At 68.7% G+C, this 15,456-nt stretch carries 16 protein-coding genes; 6 read left to right on the top strand and 10 right to left on the bottom strand.

Annotated elements, in window-relative coordinates; all coding sequences use genetic code 11:
- Positions 1–32: 32 nt before the first annotated feature.
- From J3R73_RS26260 to J3R73_RS26250, 3 genes are all read left to right on the top strand, one after another.
- Positions 33–1,040 carry an autoinducer 2 ABC transporter substrate-binding protein gene (locus tag J3R73_RS26260; protein WP_307434211.1) on the top strand — a complete coding sequence of 336 codons (1,008 nt, stop codon included), beginning with the start codon at positions 33–35 and terminating at the stop codon, positions 1,038–1,040.
- Between the two features lie 402 nt (positions 1,041–1,442).
- The gene (locus tag J3R73_RS26255; protein ID WP_307434209.1) at positions 1,443–1,754 is read left to right on the top strand and encodes a putative quinol monooxygenase; all 312 of its coding nucleotides are present in this window, start codon (positions 1,443–1,445) and stop codon (positions 1,752–1,754) included.
- A 58-nt stretch (positions 1,755–1,812) separates the two neighbouring features.
- On the top strand, positions 1,813–2,697 hold the full coding sequence (locus tag J3R73_RS26250) for a sugar phosphate isomerase/epimerase family protein (protein ID WP_307434207.1): 885 nt from the start codon (positions 1,813–1,815) through the stop codon (positions 2,695–2,697).
- Here the strand turns inward: J3R73_RS26250 and J3R73_RS26245 are convergent.
- A complete protein-coding gene (locus tag J3R73_RS26245; protein WP_307434204.1) occupies positions 2,684–4,192 on the bottom strand; it encodes an aldo/keto reductase in 1,509 nt (502 codons plus the stop codon). The two genes, J3R73_RS26250 and J3R73_RS26245, sit on opposite strands and share 14 nt — an antisense overlap.
- Positions 4,193–4,402: 210 nt before the next feature.
- Here J3R73_RS26245 and J3R73_RS26240 point away from each other — a divergent pair, with 210 nt between their 5' ends.
- Together J3R73_RS26240 and J3R73_RS26235 are read left to right on the top strand one after the other, a co-directional pair.
- Positions 4,403–4,831 (top strand): hypothetical protein, encoded by a 429-nt coding sequence (locus J3R73_RS26240; protein WP_307434202.1) that lies wholly within the window; start codon positions 4,403–4,405, stop codon positions 4,829–4,831.
- Positions 4,832–5,034: 203 nt separating this feature from the next.
- Complete coding sequence (locus J3R73_RS26235; protein WP_307434200.1) at positions 5,035–6,429, top strand: aminotransferase-like domain-containing protein; 1,395 nt, start codon at positions 5,035–5,037, stop codon at positions 6,427–6,429.
- Between the two features lie 22 nt (positions 6,430–6,451).
- Here the strand turns inward: J3R73_RS26235 and J3R73_RS26230 are convergent, their stop codons facing one another.
- The gene (locus J3R73_RS26230; RefSeq protein WP_307434198.1) at positions 6,452–6,859 is read right to left on the bottom strand and encodes a DUF2000 family protein; all 408 of its coding nucleotides are present in this window, start codon (positions 6,857–6,859) and stop codon (positions 6,452–6,454) included.
- Positions 6,860–6,909: 50 nt separating this feature from the next.
- Between J3R73_RS26230 and J3R73_RS26225 the strand changes: the two genes are divergently transcribed.
- Complete coding sequence (locus tag J3R73_RS26225) at positions 6,910–7,785, top strand: AraC family transcriptional regulator (protein WP_307437699.1); 876 nt, start codon at positions 6,910–6,912, stop codon at positions 7,783–7,785.
- Positions 7,786–7,816: 31 nt separating this feature from the next.
- Here J3R73_RS26225 and J3R73_RS26220 read toward each other — a convergent pair whose 3' ends face one another.
- The 8 genes from J3R73_RS26220 to J3R73_RS26185 all read right to left on the bottom strand — a co-directional run bounded on the left by J3R73_RS26220 (position 7,817) and on the right by J3R73_RS26185 (position 15,271).
- Positions 7,817–8,731: a sulfotransferase domain-containing protein gene (locus tag J3R73_RS26220; RefSeq protein WP_307434196.1), complete on the bottom strand. Its 915-nt coding sequence runs from the start codon at positions 8,729–8,731 to the stop codon at positions 7,817–7,819.
- A gap of 114 nt (positions 8,732–8,845) precedes the next feature.
- Positions 8,846–9,526, bottom strand: a complete 681-nt coding sequence (locus tag J3R73_RS26215) for a sulfotransferase family protein (RefSeq protein WP_307434195.1) — start codon at positions 9,524–9,526, stop codon at positions 8,846–8,848.
- Between the two features lie 272 nt (positions 9,527–9,798).
- Positions 9,799–10,947 (bottom strand): acetylornithine deacetylase, encoded by a 1,149-nt coding sequence (gene argE, locus J3R73_RS26210; RefSeq protein WP_307434193.1) that lies wholly within the window; start codon positions 10,945–10,947, stop codon positions 9,799–9,801.
- A 163-nt stretch (positions 10,948–11,110) separates the two neighbouring features.
- Positions 11,111–11,848 carry a DUF1028 domain-containing protein gene (locus J3R73_RS26205; RefSeq protein WP_307434191.1) on the bottom strand — a complete coding sequence of 246 codons (738 nt, stop codon included), beginning with the start codon at positions 11,846–11,848 and terminating at the stop codon, positions 11,111–11,113.
- Entirely contained in the window at positions 11,845–12,645 is an 801-nt protein-coding gene (locus J3R73_RS26200) for an ATP-binding cassette domain-containing protein (protein WP_307434189.1), read from the bottom strand. The genes J3R73_RS26205 and J3R73_RS26200 overlap by 4 nt, the downstream gene beginning before the upstream one ends.
- Positions 12,642–13,493, bottom strand: a complete 852-nt coding sequence (locus J3R73_RS26195; RefSeq protein ID WP_307434188.1) for an ABC transporter ATP-binding protein — start codon at positions 13,491–13,493, stop codon at positions 12,642–12,644. The genes J3R73_RS26200 and J3R73_RS26195 overlap by 4 nt, the downstream gene beginning before the upstream one ends.
- Positions 13,490–14,317 (bottom strand): ABC transporter permease, encoded by an 828-nt coding sequence (locus J3R73_RS26190; protein WP_307434186.1) that lies wholly within the window; start codon positions 14,315–14,317, stop codon positions 13,490–13,492. Before J3R73_RS26190 ends, J3R73_RS26195 begins: the two co-directional genes overlap by 4 nt.
- Positions 14,318–15,271, bottom strand: a complete 954-nt coding sequence (locus J3R73_RS26185) for an ABC transporter permease (RefSeq protein WP_307434184.1) — start codon at positions 15,269–15,271, stop codon at positions 14,318–14,320.
- Positions 15,272–15,456: the final 185 nt, after the last annotated feature.

Below are 15,456 nucleotides of genomic sequence, written 5' to 3'. Positions count from 1 at the left end.
GCATCAAACAAAACACAAATGGAGGAACGACGATGACATCGAGAAGGACTGCACTGGCCGTGCTGGCTTCGGCTCTCGCCATGGGCGCGGCGCTCGCCCCGACCGCTCAAGCCAAGGATTCCGGCTTCAAGCTGATGATGACGCCGAAATGGACGGGCTTCCCCTATTTCGAAGCCGCCGCGAAGGGCGGCAAGGCCGCGGCCGACGAACTCGGCGACACCTTCGTCTATGCGGGCGCCGACCATGCCGACGTCTCGCTGCAGGTCGAGACCCTCACCAACTTCGTCACCCAGCATGCCGACGGCATCATCCTGGCCGCCATCGACCTCAATGCGGTGGCGCCCGTCCTCAAGCAGGCGCGCAAGAAGGGCATCACCGTCACCACCTTCGATGCCGATGCCGCGGTGCCGGCGCGCGACATGTTCGTCAACCAGCTCTCCTACGAGCAGGCGGCGCGCGTCATGCTCGACTGCGCCCTGCTCGACGCGCCGGAGGGCGGTGAGATCGCCTTCGTCGCGGCGTCGCCGACCTCTCCCAACCACATGGCGCATATCAAGATCATGACGGAGCTGACGAAGACCGATCCGAAATACAAGGTCTTCAAGGTCGTCGACACCCAGTTCGCGGGCGATGACGACGCCAAGAGCTTCGATGTCGCCACCAACCTGATGCAGGCCCACCCCAACCTCAAGGTGATCATCTCCTCCTCCGCCGTCAGCGCGCCGGCGGCGGCCCGCGCCATCGTCTCCGGCGGACATCAGGGCAAGGTCTTCGCCACCGGCTTCGCCCTGCCGGCGGCGATCAAGAGCTATCTCGACGACGGCTCGGAGAAGGCCTTCGCGCTCTGGAATCCCTATGAGCTCGGCTATGTCGCCACCTATGCGACCCACCTCAAGCTCGCCGGCAAGCTCGACATCAAGCCGGGCGCGACCTTCCAGGCCGGCAAGGCGGGCAGCTACACCGTCGGCAAGGACGGCGAGATCGTCTACGGCAAGCCTTTGATCTTTACCAAGGAGAATGTCGACAAGGCCGGCTTCTGAGCCAAACCAGCCGGGCGGCGAGAGAAGGCGCCGCCCGTATCGTCCCCGCGAGCGCGGACGTCCCGTCCACAGGCGCCGGGATAGGATAAGGCGGTTTTTGGCCCATGACGGTTCAGGATTTGTCATTGCCGGGCTTGTCCCGGCAATCCAGCCGGGCCGGGGCCGCCATGCCGCACGAGGTTCGGGTGCCTGGGACAAGCCCGGGTAGGACAAAATTGCGCCTCCTCCTATCCCGGCGCCTGTGGACGGGACGTCCGAGGCGATCGCGGGAATCTGCCGCAGGGAGGGCTTTCAGGAGCGCTCGGCCGCTCGCCTGCATCCTCTTCCCGCAAGACGGGACGAGGGCTGCGCCGTCCTCTCCGGTTCCGGTCTTTCAACACGAACAATCCAAGGAGGAAGTCCATGCCCACGCCATGCTGCACCCTGACGGCAACGCTCCATGGCAGGCCCGAGAAGCGCGAGGAACTGGTCAAGCTGCTCGCCAGCTTCGTCGACCGTTCCCGGTCCGAGCCCGGCTGCGTCGAATATCATTTCCACGTCAATCCGGACGATCCCGACAATTTCTACTTCTATGAAAACTGGACGACGCGGGAAGATCTCGACCGCCACCTGCAAATGCCCTACCAGCGCGAATGGTTCGGGCGCCACAAGGAATTCCTCGTCAAGGATGCGGAACTGCGCTTCTTCACCATGCTGAGCGACTACGACAAGTAGCCGTCCGCCGGTCGGGCCCGGACCGCGAAAGACGACACTCATTTCCGGAGGAGACAGCATGGAAAAGCTCGGTATTCACGCCTTCGTCTGGACGGGCGGTTCCCGGCCGCAGGACCTCGAAGGGGCGATGGAGAAGTCCCGCCGCCTCGGCTACCGGCTGATCGAGTTCCCGCGGCTCGATCCCACCAAGTTCGACATCGCCTGGCTGTCGCGCCGGCTCCGCGACTTCGGCCTCGATGTCGCCGTCACCATGGGCCTGCCGCCTTCCGGCGACGTCTCCAGCGAGGATCCGGCGATCGTCGCCGCGGGCGAGCGCATCCTGGAGACGGCGGTCGCCACCACGCGCGATCTCGGCGGGCGCAAGCTCGGTGGCATCCTGTTCTCAGCCCACAGCAAGGCGAGCCATATGCCGACGCGCAAGGGCCGCGACAACAGCGTGGCGGTGCTGACGCGGGTCGCCGAGAAGGCGAAGGCGGCGGGGGTGACGCTCAACCTCGAAATCGTCAACCGCTTCGAAAGCAATCTCCTCAACACCACGGCGCAGGGCCTCGCCTTCATCCGCGACACCGGGATGGACAATATCTATCTCCACCTCGATACCTTCCACATGAACATCGAGGAGGCCGATCCCGCGCACGCGATCCGCCTCGCCGGCGACCGCCTCGGCTATGTCCATATCGGCGAGAGCCATCGCGGCTATCTCGGCACCGGCACCATCGACTTTCCCAGGATCTTCGATGCCCTGCTCGACCACGGCTATGACGACTTCGTCACCTTCGAATCCTTCTCCTCCGAAGTCGTCGACGAGGATCTCTCCATCACCTGCGGCATCTGGCGCAACATCTGGGACGACAATGTCGCGCTCGCCGCCCATGCCAAGGCGTTCATCGAGGCGCGCCATGCCGATGCGGTGAGGAAGGCGGCTTCCGTCATCCACCCGTGACGGCGTCGACCACGGCCTCGACCTCGATCTCGACCCGGTAGGGCCCCACCAGCCGGTCGATCGCCAACAGCGTGTTCGCCGGGCGCACGCCGGCGAAATAGCGCCCGTGCACGCGCGACACCGGCTCCCAATCGTCGACATCCTGCAGGTAGACGCGGCTGCGCACGACGTCGGCGAGGCTGCCGCCGAGCGCCGCGAGGCTCGCTGCGATCTTGTCGAGGATGTAGACGGCCTGGCCGGCCGGATCGTCGGGGCAGACCGCCTCGCCGGTCGTATGCGTCGCGGTGGTGCCGCTGACGAGGATGCGCTCGCCGATCCTCATCGCCCGGCTGTAGCCGCAGATGCCTTCCCAGACGCTGCCCGTATCGACGGTGAAGCGGCCCGGACGCCCTTCGACCGGCGACGCCTCGTAGATCTTCGGCAGTTCGGCCAGATGATGGCTGAGGTCGCCGGAGGCGGTGAGGAAGGGCGGCTTGCGGTATTCGTCGCCGCAATCGCCGCGCAGCCGGCGCGACTGCGCGAAGGCCTCGGCGAGCACGGCGCGATCCTCCGCGTCGAGGGCGAGGCCGAACATGCGCGCATTGTCCTGCCGGTGCTCGCTGTCGCCGAGCCTTGCGCCGACGATCACCGCCGCGACGGCGGGCTGGTCCAGCACCCAGCGGGTGGCGACGTTGGCGATCGAGGCGCCGTGGCGGTCCGCCACGCGCTTGAGCGCCCCGAGGATGGCCTGGAACACCCTCCAGCCGCCGACGGCGTCGACGAAGCGCTTGTATTTCATCTTGCTCCAGTCGGCGATCGCATCGGGCTCCGGCGCGCCGAGCCAGCGTTCGGACAGGAGACCGCCCGCCAGCGTGCCATAGGCGAGCAGCCGGATGCCGTGGGCGAGGCAGAACGCGCTCATCTCCTCGGCGGCGCGCCGGTCGAGCACCGAGAACGACACCTGGTTCGACACCAGCGGGATACCTTCGCCGACCAGCACGCGCAGGTGGTCGGTGTCGAAATTGGTGACGCCGAGGTGGCGGATCAGGCCTTCCTCGCGCAGCTTCGCCAGTTCCTTCAGGGCGTCGAGATAGGCCGGGTGGTCGAAGGTCCACCAATGGAACTGCAGGAGGTCGATCGCCGGCACGCGCAGGCGCTCGAGGCTGCGCTCGACGCCGGCCCGCACCACGGCCGCCGTCATCGGGCCGGGCGTCGGGCACCATTTGGTGAAGGCGAGCGAGCGTTGCGGGCCGGCGCGGCGTTCCCGCGCCAGCCATTCGCCGGCGATGACCTCGGCGCTGCCATAGTGGTCCGCCATGTCGAAGGTGTCGAAGCCGGCGGCGCTGTAGGCCTGCAGGGCATCGGCCGCCGTGGCGGGATCGAGGAGACGGCCGCCGCGCTCCATGTCGGCGACCTGCCACAGCCCGGTGACGATGCGGCTGATCGAAAGGCCCGGTGCGAGGTCGATGCGCGCGGGCGGGGCGGACAGGGCAGACGGCATCGTCGAATCGGTCATGGCTCGCATCGAGGTCCGAGGGGTCGGCCGCCTTCTTAGCGCCGCTTGCGCATGAAGGGAACGGTATCGCGTTCCAGGCGTTAGGGAATGTCGATCCCATCGACAGGGCAAGGCCGAGCCACGCCGCGACAATGTCTTCGAGGGTCGACGTTACGCATCCGGAACGCGCATTCGCCCGGCCGGGGTCCATGAACGAAAGGAAAAAGATCCGTGCTGAAATATACGATGCCAGCTGCTTTTCTGGCCTTCTTCGTGACTCTGGCGTCGGCCTCGGCGTTGCCCGTCGCTTCGTCGGGGACGATGGTGCAGGCGCAGTCGCCGCAGATCGTTCAGGTCCAGATGCCGGATCGCAAGCTCGTGCGTCCCGGCCGGCCTGGCGTCCGTCCCGGTGCTCGTCCGGGCCGACCCGGCATTCGTCCGGGCCGTCCTGGTGTTCGCCCGGGCATCAACCCCGGTCGTCCCGGCTTTCGCCCGCGCCCCGGCGTCCGCCCCGGTTTCGGCGGGCCGCGACGCTTCCGCTACGCTCCGGGCGCGCGCCTCGGCGCCCCGCCCTATGGCTGGCATCGCTACCGTACCCGCCCCTATGACTGGCGCACCCGCGGCTGCATCGTCGTCGGCCCGATCTGGTTCTGCCCCTGAGGCAGGGTGATCCCGAAGGGCTCCGGCGCAGCGATGCGCCGGAGCCCTTCGTCTGTACGGCATGCCGGCGGCGGCGGGCCCCCGCCGAAGACGGCAAATACCCTGCCGAGAAGCGCCGAGGTCGGGAAAGACAATCCGCTTCCGTCCGTTTTGCGCTATGACGCCATGCAATCTCCCTATATCGGGACGGCAGGATGGGCGGCATGGACAAGGAAAGCGGCATCACGGCATGGAAGCCCGCCGTCAGCAGGAGCGGCGGCCCCCTTTATCTCGCGGTCGCGGATGCGCTCGCCGCCGATATCGCCGCCGGCCGCCTCCCGCCCGGCACCCGCCTGCCGGCGCAGCGCGCCCTGGCCGACATGCTCGGCATCGATTTCACCACCGTCAGCCGCGCCTATGCCGAAGCGCGCCGGCGCGGCCTCGTCGACGCCTTCGTCGGGCAGGGGACCTTCGTCCGCCGCCGCCCGGCACCGGCCGCCGCGACGCTCGCCGCCGGTCTCGTCGACATGGGCATGAATCTTCCCCCCCGTTTCGAGGATGCCGCGCTGGTCCGGCGGATGTGGAGCGACATGGCGGGGCTGGAGGCCAGCGGCGGCCTCGATCTCCTGCTGCGCTACCAGGACGTGGGCGGCACGGCCGCCGACCGCATGGCCGGCGTGCATTGGCTCGCCGACCGCATTCCTTCGGTCGGCGCCGAGCGGCTGCTCGTCTGCCCCGGCGCGCAGGGCGCCCTCCTGGCCGTCGCGGGCCTGCTCGCGGGGGCCGGCGGCTCGATCTGCGCGGAGGCGCTGACCTATGCCGGCTTCCGGTCCCTGGCCGCCCATCTGCGGATTCCCCTCGTCGAGGTGGCGATGGACGAGGAGGGCCTTCTTCCCGAGGCGTTCGACGCGGCCTGCCACCGGCACAGGCCCAAGGCGCTCTACTGCACGCCGACGCTGCACAATCCGACCACCGCGACCATGCCGCTCGCCCGGCGCCGGGCGATCGTCGCCATCGCCCGCGAGCACGGCCTCTTCATCATCGAGGACGACGCCTACGGGCCGCTGGCGCCTCAGGCGCAGCCGCTCGCCGCGCTCGCGCCGGACATCGTCTTCCATGTCGCGGGCCTGGCCAAGAGCGTGTCGCCGGCGCTGCGCATCGCCTATCTCGTCGTGCCCGATGCGCGCATGGCCGCCCGCGTCGCCGGCGCCGTGCGCGCCACCACCGCGATGGCCTCGCCGCTGACGGCGGCGATCGCGACGCGCTGGATCGAGGACGGCACCGCCCAGGCGGTTCGCGACGCGATCCGCGGCGAAGCGTCCTCGCGCCGGGCGATCGCCGCCGCCGCCCTGCCGCCGGAACAGGCGCGCATCCCCGGCGAAGGCTTCCATGCCTGGCTGCGCCTGCCGCCGCCCTGGTCGCGCGGGGAATTCACGGCGCGGCTGCGCGCCGCCGGCATCGGCGTCGTCGGCAGCGACGCCTTCGCGCTGGGAACCCCGCCGGAAGCCGTCCGCCTCGGGCTCGGCGCCGCCGGCTCGCGCGAGGAACTGGCGCAAAGCCTCCATATCGTCGCCGATCTCCTCGGCGAGGCGCCCGCAATGTCCTCGATGGTGGTGTGACCGGCGCCGTTCCCGGGCCGCCTCATGCATGCATCTTCGCGCCCTTGGTGATCTTGTCGACGATCTTCCTGTCGGCGCGCAGCGCGATGCCCACCACCTTCGCATCGTCGGGCGCATGCTCGGCGAAGACGGCGCGGTTGGCGGCATCGTGGCCGGTGGCGAACATTTCCTCTATATAGAGCGAGGTTCTCACCGCGCGGTCCAGCGACCGCCGGTGGATCATCCGCATCGTCCCGGCATCGGCGGACAGCACGATGGCGGGCTGGATCGACAGGGCATTGTAGACATGGCCGGCACGGTCTCGATAGGGCTCGCCGATGATGGCGGGGAACTGGCCGACGATGCCGCTGGTCAGGAAGCTCGTCACGTTGAGAGCCTGCCAGGGCGCGAGATCGTTGCGGAGGACGATCGCGAATTTCGTATCGAACATGAGCTGACTTTCGGCGGGCGCCGGCCCTGCGAGGGCCGGCGACAGGGATGATGAAAGCCGATCTAGAGCCGCAGGTCTTGGAGGGTCTTGAACGTTCGTGCGAAAGAGGGACGGGCGACGGCATCGTCACCGCGCCGGCCTTTCCGGGCATCGAGCGCATCGAGGCGCGCTTCTTCGGCGAGGCCTTCGCGCCCCATCGCCACGACAGCTACGCGCTCGGCGTCACCCTCCAGGGCATCCAGACCTTCCGCTACCGCGGCGCGGCGCGCTACAGCCCGCCGGGCGGCATCATCGTGCTGCATCCCGACGAACTGCATGACGGCGGGGCGGGCACCGAGGCGGGCCTGCGCTACCGCATGCTCTATCTCCAGCCCTCGCTGCTGTCGCAGGCGCTCGGCGGCGAGGGGGCGGCGCTGCCCTTCGTGCGCCAGCCGGTCCTGGCGGACGATGCGCTGCGCGCCGGCCTCCTCGCCGCGCTCGGCCCGCTCGACCGCGGGCTCGACGAACTGGCGGCCGACGACATCGTCTCCCGCATCGCGCAAGGCCTCGCGCGGCATGGCGGGCAGGCGCCAAAGCCGCTCGGCCGGCTCGCCGCGCGGCAGGTGACCCTCGCCCGCGAATTCCTGGAGGCCAATGCGACGCGGCCGGTGCGCTCGGAGGAACTCGAGAGCGTCACCGGCCTCGACCGCTTCGCCCTCTCGCGCCACTTCCGCGCCATGCTCGCCACCAGTCCGCACCGCTTCCTGCTGATGCGCCGCCTCCAGCATGCCCGGCGGCTGATCGACCGCGGCGAGCCGCTCGCCGAGGTCGCGGCGGCGGCCGGCTTCGCCGACCAGAGCCATCTCAGCCGGCATTTCAAGAAGGCCTTCGGCCTGACACCGGGCCGCTGGGCCGCCCTCGTCGCGGCGGGCAGGACGCGACGTTGAGGCAAGGCGCTGCCGCTCCTGCCATTTTGCCTCACGCGTGGTTTTCGTGGCCCCCCTGCAGCCATCGGGCGCAATCGGGGCCGAGCTCGGCGAGCGCGCGCTCCTCATAAATGCGGCTCAGCGCCTCCGGCAGCTCGTCGCGCCAGCGGCCGTTCGTCCCCTTGTGGATGAAGGTCCTGCCGCCGCCTTCCCAAAGGATACCGCCGAGCGGGGCGGCATCCTCGGCATTCGCCTTCATGTAGTCGAAGCTGCAATGCTCGACGATTTTCGGAAAGGCCGCTTCGTCGATGGGGATGTCGAGGAAGGAGGCGATGCGGCGGATGCCGCCGGGCATGTCCCGCTTCATCTCGTCGTAATGGAGCAGCAGCACGTTGGGCAGATCGCGCACCGCCCACCAGCTGGCGATGTTCTCCCAGAAGGGCCAGAACGGGTAGCCGTCCTTTTCCAGCCACGCCTGGAAATACTCGACCACGCCGCAGTCGACCCGCTCGATCGCCGGCCCGACGCGGCCGGGCGTGTCGTTGAGCACCTGGTACCACAGGTCGGTCGCCTTGCTGTGGTGGTTGTACATGCTCCACATCACGTCGCGGCCGTCGCGGCCGAGATAGATATATTTGGCCTCGGGGGAGAAGACGAGCGCGTCGACCGGCAGATGCGTCTTGACGAAGCGCCGGTTCGCCTGCGCCTCCAGGGCGGCGAGCTTGACGTCCTTCGGCGGCACCCTCAGGTCGAGCCAGGGCGAGATTTCGTGAACGGGCACGTGGTCCGCGCCGCCGAAGATGAGCTGGCCGATGATCTGCTGCGTCCAGGTGGTCCCGGATTTTCCATAGGTCGCGATGATCACGTCGTCCGGCCGGAAGCGGAACGCGTCCCAGATGGTCGAATCCATGTGGTGGTTGTGGATGTCGCGGCTCTTGACCGGAAAGGATTGGTTTTCGGCTCTCATGGCGGCTTGCCCTTGACTTTGAGGAAAAGATATCGGTGAGATGTCCTGCCTGATCTTCCGTAAAGGAAAGAGAGGCGCGGGAGGCGCGACCTTGCGCATCCCGGCCGGCGACCTTCAGTGCGGTTCGCCACGGACGAGCCGCCAGAAATCCTCCTTGGCGTTGGTGCGGGGAAAGGGAACGTCCGGCACGGGCCTGCCGAGGAAGGCGCAGAGCGGCTCCCAGCCCTCCGTCACGTCGAACACCAGCAGTCTTTCCGGAGGAAAGGCGGCGCGCACGTCCTCGATGCGCTTGCGATAGGCGCGCAGGGCCCCGTCGCGGTCGGTGACCGCGCATCCGAAAGTCTGATTCTCGATCAGTTCGAAGCCGGCATCCAGCATGGCGTCGATATGGGGCGGCATCATCGTCCGCTCGGGCGCGTCGCGCAGAGCGCCGATGGTCGCGGAGAAGCTCTTCCACCACGCCTCCTCCGGCCTGACGCTCAGCACGATCCTGGCATCGGGGTAGGCCGCGGCCAGCTCGCGCCACGGGTGGGCGCCCGGCCAGTCGACCTGCGAGCGATAGCCCGCGAACACATCGTCCCACATGACGAGCCTGCCGGCGGCGACGGCCTGCCAATGCGGGACCTGCCCGGGATTCTTGAAGACCTCCTCCATATGATGACAGGGCCCGAAACCCAGGATTTCCAGCGCGTGCTTGAGCGACAGCGTCCCGTCCGGCCGAAGCCGGGGCCGATGACCTGCAGCGACATCGATGTTCTCCCCCGTAGCCGCCGAATTCATTTCATTGTCGGCCACGAAGTTACAATGCAGGCGATATATTCAAATTTCAACTATTGGGAGGAGATGGAACGGCCTCGAGCGAAAACTTGTCGGTAAAATGGCTCGGCTCTACAGCATTGACGGCATTAAAATATCCAAGTGGGCCGCCGACGGTTTCGGTTTAGCCTCAAAAACTGTATTAATATAGTATATATATGAAGTATATCTTTGGGGAATTTCGTCCTTGAAGCGAGACTTCGCTCATGACGGCGCCCGCTTCCGGGCGCCGTCCCGACTCCCTGCCTTCGTCATCCCAGCAGCAGCCGGCGCAGGGCGGCGTCGCACAGGTCGAGCTGGGACGGCAGGATGGATTCGTCCGGCTTGTGCGCCACGTCGATCGAGCCGGGGCCGCAGACCACGGTGGGAACGCCGAAGTCGCGCTGGAACAGGCCCGCCTCGGTGCCGTAGGCGACCTTGCCGTGGCCGTTGTGCCCGACCGCGTTCTTGATGCGCGTGACGAGCGGATGCGCCGGATCGATGCCGTGGGCCGGATAGTCGTAGAGCATCTCGAAGCCGATCGAGGCCTCCGGCGCCTGGCGCCGCATGGCGGGCACGAGTTCCTCTTCGGCATAGGCGGCGATCCGGCCGAAGATCGCATCCGGCATCACCTCGGCGAGGTTGCGGAACTCGAAGGTCAGCGCGCAGGTCCTCGGCACGATGTTGACCGCCGTGCCGCCCCGGATGCGGCCTGTCGAGATGGTGGAATGCACGACGTCATATTCCTCGTCCGCGGGGCCGAGGGCCAGTTCGGCGGCGAGCCGGCGGATGAAGACGACGAGCTCCGCGGCATATTCGATGGCGTTGGCGGCCCGCGGCGCGAGGCTCGAATGGGCCTCCGATCCGGTCACCAGGCAATCATAGCCCCGGCCGCCCTTGTGCCCGACGACGACCCGCATGTCGGTGGGCTCCCCGACGAGGCAGGCAGCCGGCTTCTCGCCCCGTCCCGCCAGGCGGGCGATCATCGCCCGCACGCCGGTGCAGCCGACCTCCTCGTCATAGGAGAAGGCGAGATGCACCGGCTCCCTCAGCTTTCCCGCCACCAGCGCCGGCACCGCTGCCAGCACCGAGGCGAGGAAGCCCTTCATGTCGGTGGAGCCGCGGCCGTAGAGGCGGCCGTCGCGTTCGGTCAGCGCGAAGGGGGGCGACGTCCAGGCCTGGCCGTCCACCGGCACGCAATCGGTATGGCCCGAGAGGATGAAGCCGCCGGGCCCGGGCGGGCCGATGGTCGCCCACAGATTGGCCTTGTCGCCGGCGTCGTCGGCGAAGATCTCGGCCTCGATGCCGAAGCCGGCGAGATAGTCGCGGACATAGCGGATGAGCGGCAGGTTCGACCGGCTGCTGGTGGTGTCGAAGGCGACGAGATCGGCGAGGATCTCGCGCGTGGTGCTGGTGGTCATGATCGAAGGGTCTCGGAGGTTGTCTGAAAGCGTTTCGTCATCCCGCCGGCGCAGCGGGCGAAAGGGGATCCATGCCATGGCGCGACGTTCCGGGCCAGGGATCCTCCAGCGGCCCGGCGGGGACGGCGGAACTCGGGGGCGCCGCCATGCGCCGGGCGGGCCGTCAGGCGCCGCCATTCCCGCCGGGGCGGTAGGGCGGCGGCGTCATGATCATGGCGGAGACCTCGGCGGGAATGCCGCCGATCGGGTCGTGCCGCGAGGGCATGCCGTCGATGAAGGGCAGGAGCTGCTGCTTGGCGATCTCGAAGACGCGCCGCAATTCCTGCACCGGGTGCGGATGGGCGTCGACGCGAATGTCGAGCCAGGCGAACGCCTCCTTGTGGAAGACCTTGAGCGAGGCGGACTGCTTGCCGCGCTTGTCGCCGCCAGCGGCCTGCCCGGCCTCCAGCACCAGCATCAGGCGCTCGTGCAGGTCGAAGGCTTCGCTCCTCGCCGCGGCGGCGGCCATGGCCTCGATCGTCGCCGCGCCCACCAGCATGTTGCCCTGCACGGTGAAGCCGTCGCCTTCGATATGGCCGGCCCAGTCGACGCATTCGCTGCCGGTATAGGCGGCGGTGCGCCCTTCTCGGTCGACGATGCCGAGCTGGCGCACGGCGCGGCCGGGATCCTCGGCGATGAGCTTGTCGAGGGCCTCCTTCGCCGACAGGCCCCCGCGCAGCAGCGCCAGCCCTTCAATGCCGAGATAGGGGTTGACCCAGGACTGCGTCGCGATGGCGCCGATGCCGGGCTCGATGAACGGGCAGATGCCGCCGACCGCCGGCACCGCGGTCGAGACGGCGACGCCGAGCCTGCCGCTGCGCGGGCAGCGCGCCGCGATGGAGAAGGTGTTGAGTTCGATCATGGCGTGGTCCTCTGGTCTGCGGTGGCGCGAAAGCGGCGGAACGGGTCCGGCACGGCGTCGATCAGCGCGCGGGTATATTCGCTCTTGGGGGCGGTGAAGATCTCGTCCGCGCTGCCGATCTCGACCACGCGTCCCAGCCGCATCACGGCGACGCGGTCGCTGACCTCGCGGATGACCGCCAGATTATGGCTGACGAACACCGAGGTGAGCCCGAGCTCGCGCTTGGTCTCGCGGAAGAGCTGGAGCACCTGCGCCTGGACGGAGACGTCGAGGGCGGAGGTCGGCTCGTCCGCCAGCACCACCGCCGGCTTCATGATCACCGCGCGGGCGATGGCGATGCGCTGGCGCTGGCCGCCGGAGAGCTGGTGCGGGAAGCGCGAGACGGTCGAGGCCGCCAGGCCGACGCGCTCCAATGTCGCGCCGATCAGCGCGGCGCGCGAGCGCTCGTCGCCGATGCCGTGAACCTGCAGCGGCGCGGCCAGGATGGCGCCGATGCTCTGGCGCGGATTGAAGGAGGAGGCGGGGTCCTGGAAGATCGCCTGCATGCCGCGGCGCACGGCCTTCAGGTCGGCGCCATGGGCGTTCCAGACATCGCGCCCCTCGACGGTGACGCTGCCCTCGGAGGGGCGGATGAGGCGCAGGATCATGCGCAGCAGCGTCGACTTGCCCGAGCCGCTCTCGCCGACGATGCCGAGCGTCTCGCCGCGCTCCACCGCCAGCGTGACGCCGTCGACCGCCTTGGCCCCGCGGGTGAAGGATTTGCCGAGGCCGGTGACCTGGATCACGGTGTCGCTCACGCCAGGCCCTCCGGGCGCGCCGGCGCGAACAGCGTCGGCGTCGCGGCCAGCAGGGTGCGGGTATAGGCGTCGCGCGGCGCCGTGAAGATGCGCTCCACCGATCCCTCCTCGACGATGCGGCCGCGATACATCACATAGACCCAGTCGCAGAGCTCCGCGACCACGCCGAGATCATGGGTGATGAACAGGATCGAGGTGCCCTTGCGCGCCCGGATCTCCTTGAGCAGGCGCAGCACCTGCGCCTGCACGGTGACGTCGAGCGCCGTCGTCGGCTCGTCGGCGATCAGCAGCTCCGGCTCCAGCGCCAGCCCCATGGCGATCATCGCCCGCTGCTGCATGCCGCCCGAGAAGCCATGGGGATAATCGTGGATGCGCTGGTCGGGGTCGCGCACATGCACCTGCCGGAGCAGGCCGGCGGCGCGCCGGATCGCCTCGCGCACACCCATGCGGCGATGCAGCACGAAAGGTTCGCCGACCTGCCGGCGGATGCGCATCGTCGGGTTGAGCGCCCGCATGGCGTCCTGCGGGATGAAGGCCAGCCGGTCCCCGCGCAGGCGCCGCATCGCCGCCGCCGGCAGCGACAGCAGCGGCCGCGCCCCGAGCTCGATCGAACCGGCGACGCTCGCCCGCTTCGGCAGCATGCGCAGCGTCGACAGCGCCGTCATCGTCTTGCCGCTGCCGGATTCGCCGATCACCCCGACGATCTCGCCGGGCCAGACGTCGAGCGAGACCCGGTCGACGACGCGGACCGGGCCGCTCCGTTTCGGGAATTCGACCACGAGGTCGCGGATCCTGAGCGTCGGCCCCTTGGCGGGATCGGCATGGAAGCGCTCTTCTTCCATCGTCATTCCCTCATATGCGGGTCGAAGACGTCCCGGAGGCCGTCGCCGAGCAGGTTGAAGCCGAGGACGCAGATGAACATCGCCATGCCCGGCACCAGGCTGAGCCAGGGGGCCTGCACCAGGAAGCCGCGGCCGGTGTTGAGCATGTTGCCCCAGGAGGGGTCCGGCGGCTGGGCGCCGAGGCCGAGGAAGGACAAAGCGGATTCGAGCAGCACCGCATAGGCGAAGGCGACCGCCGCCTCGACGAGGAGCGGGGCGACGATATTGGGCAGGATCTCGCGGAAGATGATGCGGGCGTCGCCCATGCCGATCGAGCGCGCCGCCTCGATATATTGCTGGCGCAGCACCGATTGCGTGCTCGCCCGCGCCAGGCGCGAGAAGCCGGGAATGAAGACGATGCCGATGGCGATCATCGCGTTCAGCACGCTGGTGCCGAGGCTGGCCATCAGCACGACGGCCAGCAGGATGGCGGGAAAGGAGAACAGGAGGTCCATCGCCCGCATCAGCGCGAGGTCGGCGAAGCCGCCGAAATAGGCCGCGGTCATGCCGACGAGGGTGCCGCCGGCCAGGCCGACGGTGACGGCGATCAGCGAGACCTCCATGGAGATGCGCGCGGCATAGATGGCCCGCGAGAGCACGTCGCGGCCGAGTTCGTCGGTGCCGAGCCAATGGGCGGGGCTCGGCGGCTGCAGCATCTGCACGACGTCGAGGTCGAGCGGCGAATAGGGCGCGACGAACGGCGCGAAGACGGCGGCGAGCAGGACGATGCCGACCAGGAGGCCGCCGAGGATCACCAGCCGCCAGCGGCGGATGTCGAAGCTGCTCTCCATCTAGCCGTGCCTCGCCTTGACATGGCGCGGGTCGAGCGCGGCGGAGAAGATGTCGACCAGCAGGTTGACGGTGAGCACGAACACCGTGATGGCGAGGGCGCCGGCGAGCAGGACGGGGTAGTCGCGGTTGATGATGCCGACCAGCACGAAGGAGCCGACGCCGGGCAGGAGGAAGATGTCCTCGATGACGACGACGCTGCCGAACAGGAAGCCGAACTCGACGGCGGCGACGTTGCAATAGGGGATGAGGGCGTTGCGCAGGGCGTGGCGGAAGATGACGACCATGCCGCCCGCGCCCTTGGCGGTGGCGGTTCGGATATAGTCGGTGGAGAGCACTTCCAGCATCGAGGCGCGCATGATGCGGATGAGCAGCGCCGAGGAGACGAGGCCGAGCGACAGGGCCGGCATGATCATCTGCTTCAGGTTCATCAGCGGGTTGAGGCCGAACGGCGTGAAGCCGCCCGGCGGCAGCCAGCGCAGCCGCAGCGTGAAGACGAGCACGAGCAGGGTCGCCAGCCAGAAATTCGGCACGGCGCCGAGGATCGTCGCCAGGAAGGTCACCGAGCGGTCGGCGGCGCGCTGGTGGCGCCGCGCCGCGAGGGCGCCGAGCGGGATGGCGATGACGTTGGCGACGAGGAAGGCGAGGGTGGCGAGTTCCAGCGTCACCGGCAGCCGTTTCAGCAGCTCCGGGCCGACCGCCACGCCGTTCTGGAAGCTGGTGCCGAAATCGCCGTGGAGGATGCGGCCGAGCCAGTCGAGATATTGCACGACCAGCGGGCGGTCGAGGCCGTTCAGCGCCTCGAAGCGCCGGATCGCCTCCGCCGTGGCGTCGATGCCGAGCGCCGCCTTGGCGGCGGAGCCGGGCAGGACGTTGATGGTGACGAAGAGCACGGCCGAGGCGGACAACAGCGTCAGCACGAAGGCCGAGAGCCTCAGCAGGACGAGACGGATCATGGCGAACCAGACGCTTGCAGGAAACCGGCCGGACGGCGTCCGGCCGGGACGGCACGCGGGGCGGTCGCATTTGGAAAGTTCAGGTCATCCCGGACGCGATGTCGTACCCGCGTGATGCCGCGCGGATCCGGGATCGGCCGTGGGAAGAAGCTCCTTCTGGCAGCGGTCCCGCGTCTGCGCCGCAC

It is taken from the genome of Labrys monachus (assembly GCF_030814655.1).
Classification (GTDB): Bacteria; Pseudomonadota; Alphaproteobacteria; order Rhizobiales; family Labraceae; genus Labrys; species Labrys monacha.
Note: the sequence above shows the minus strand (reverse complement) of the source record. Positions and strands in the feature narration are given on the sequence as shown.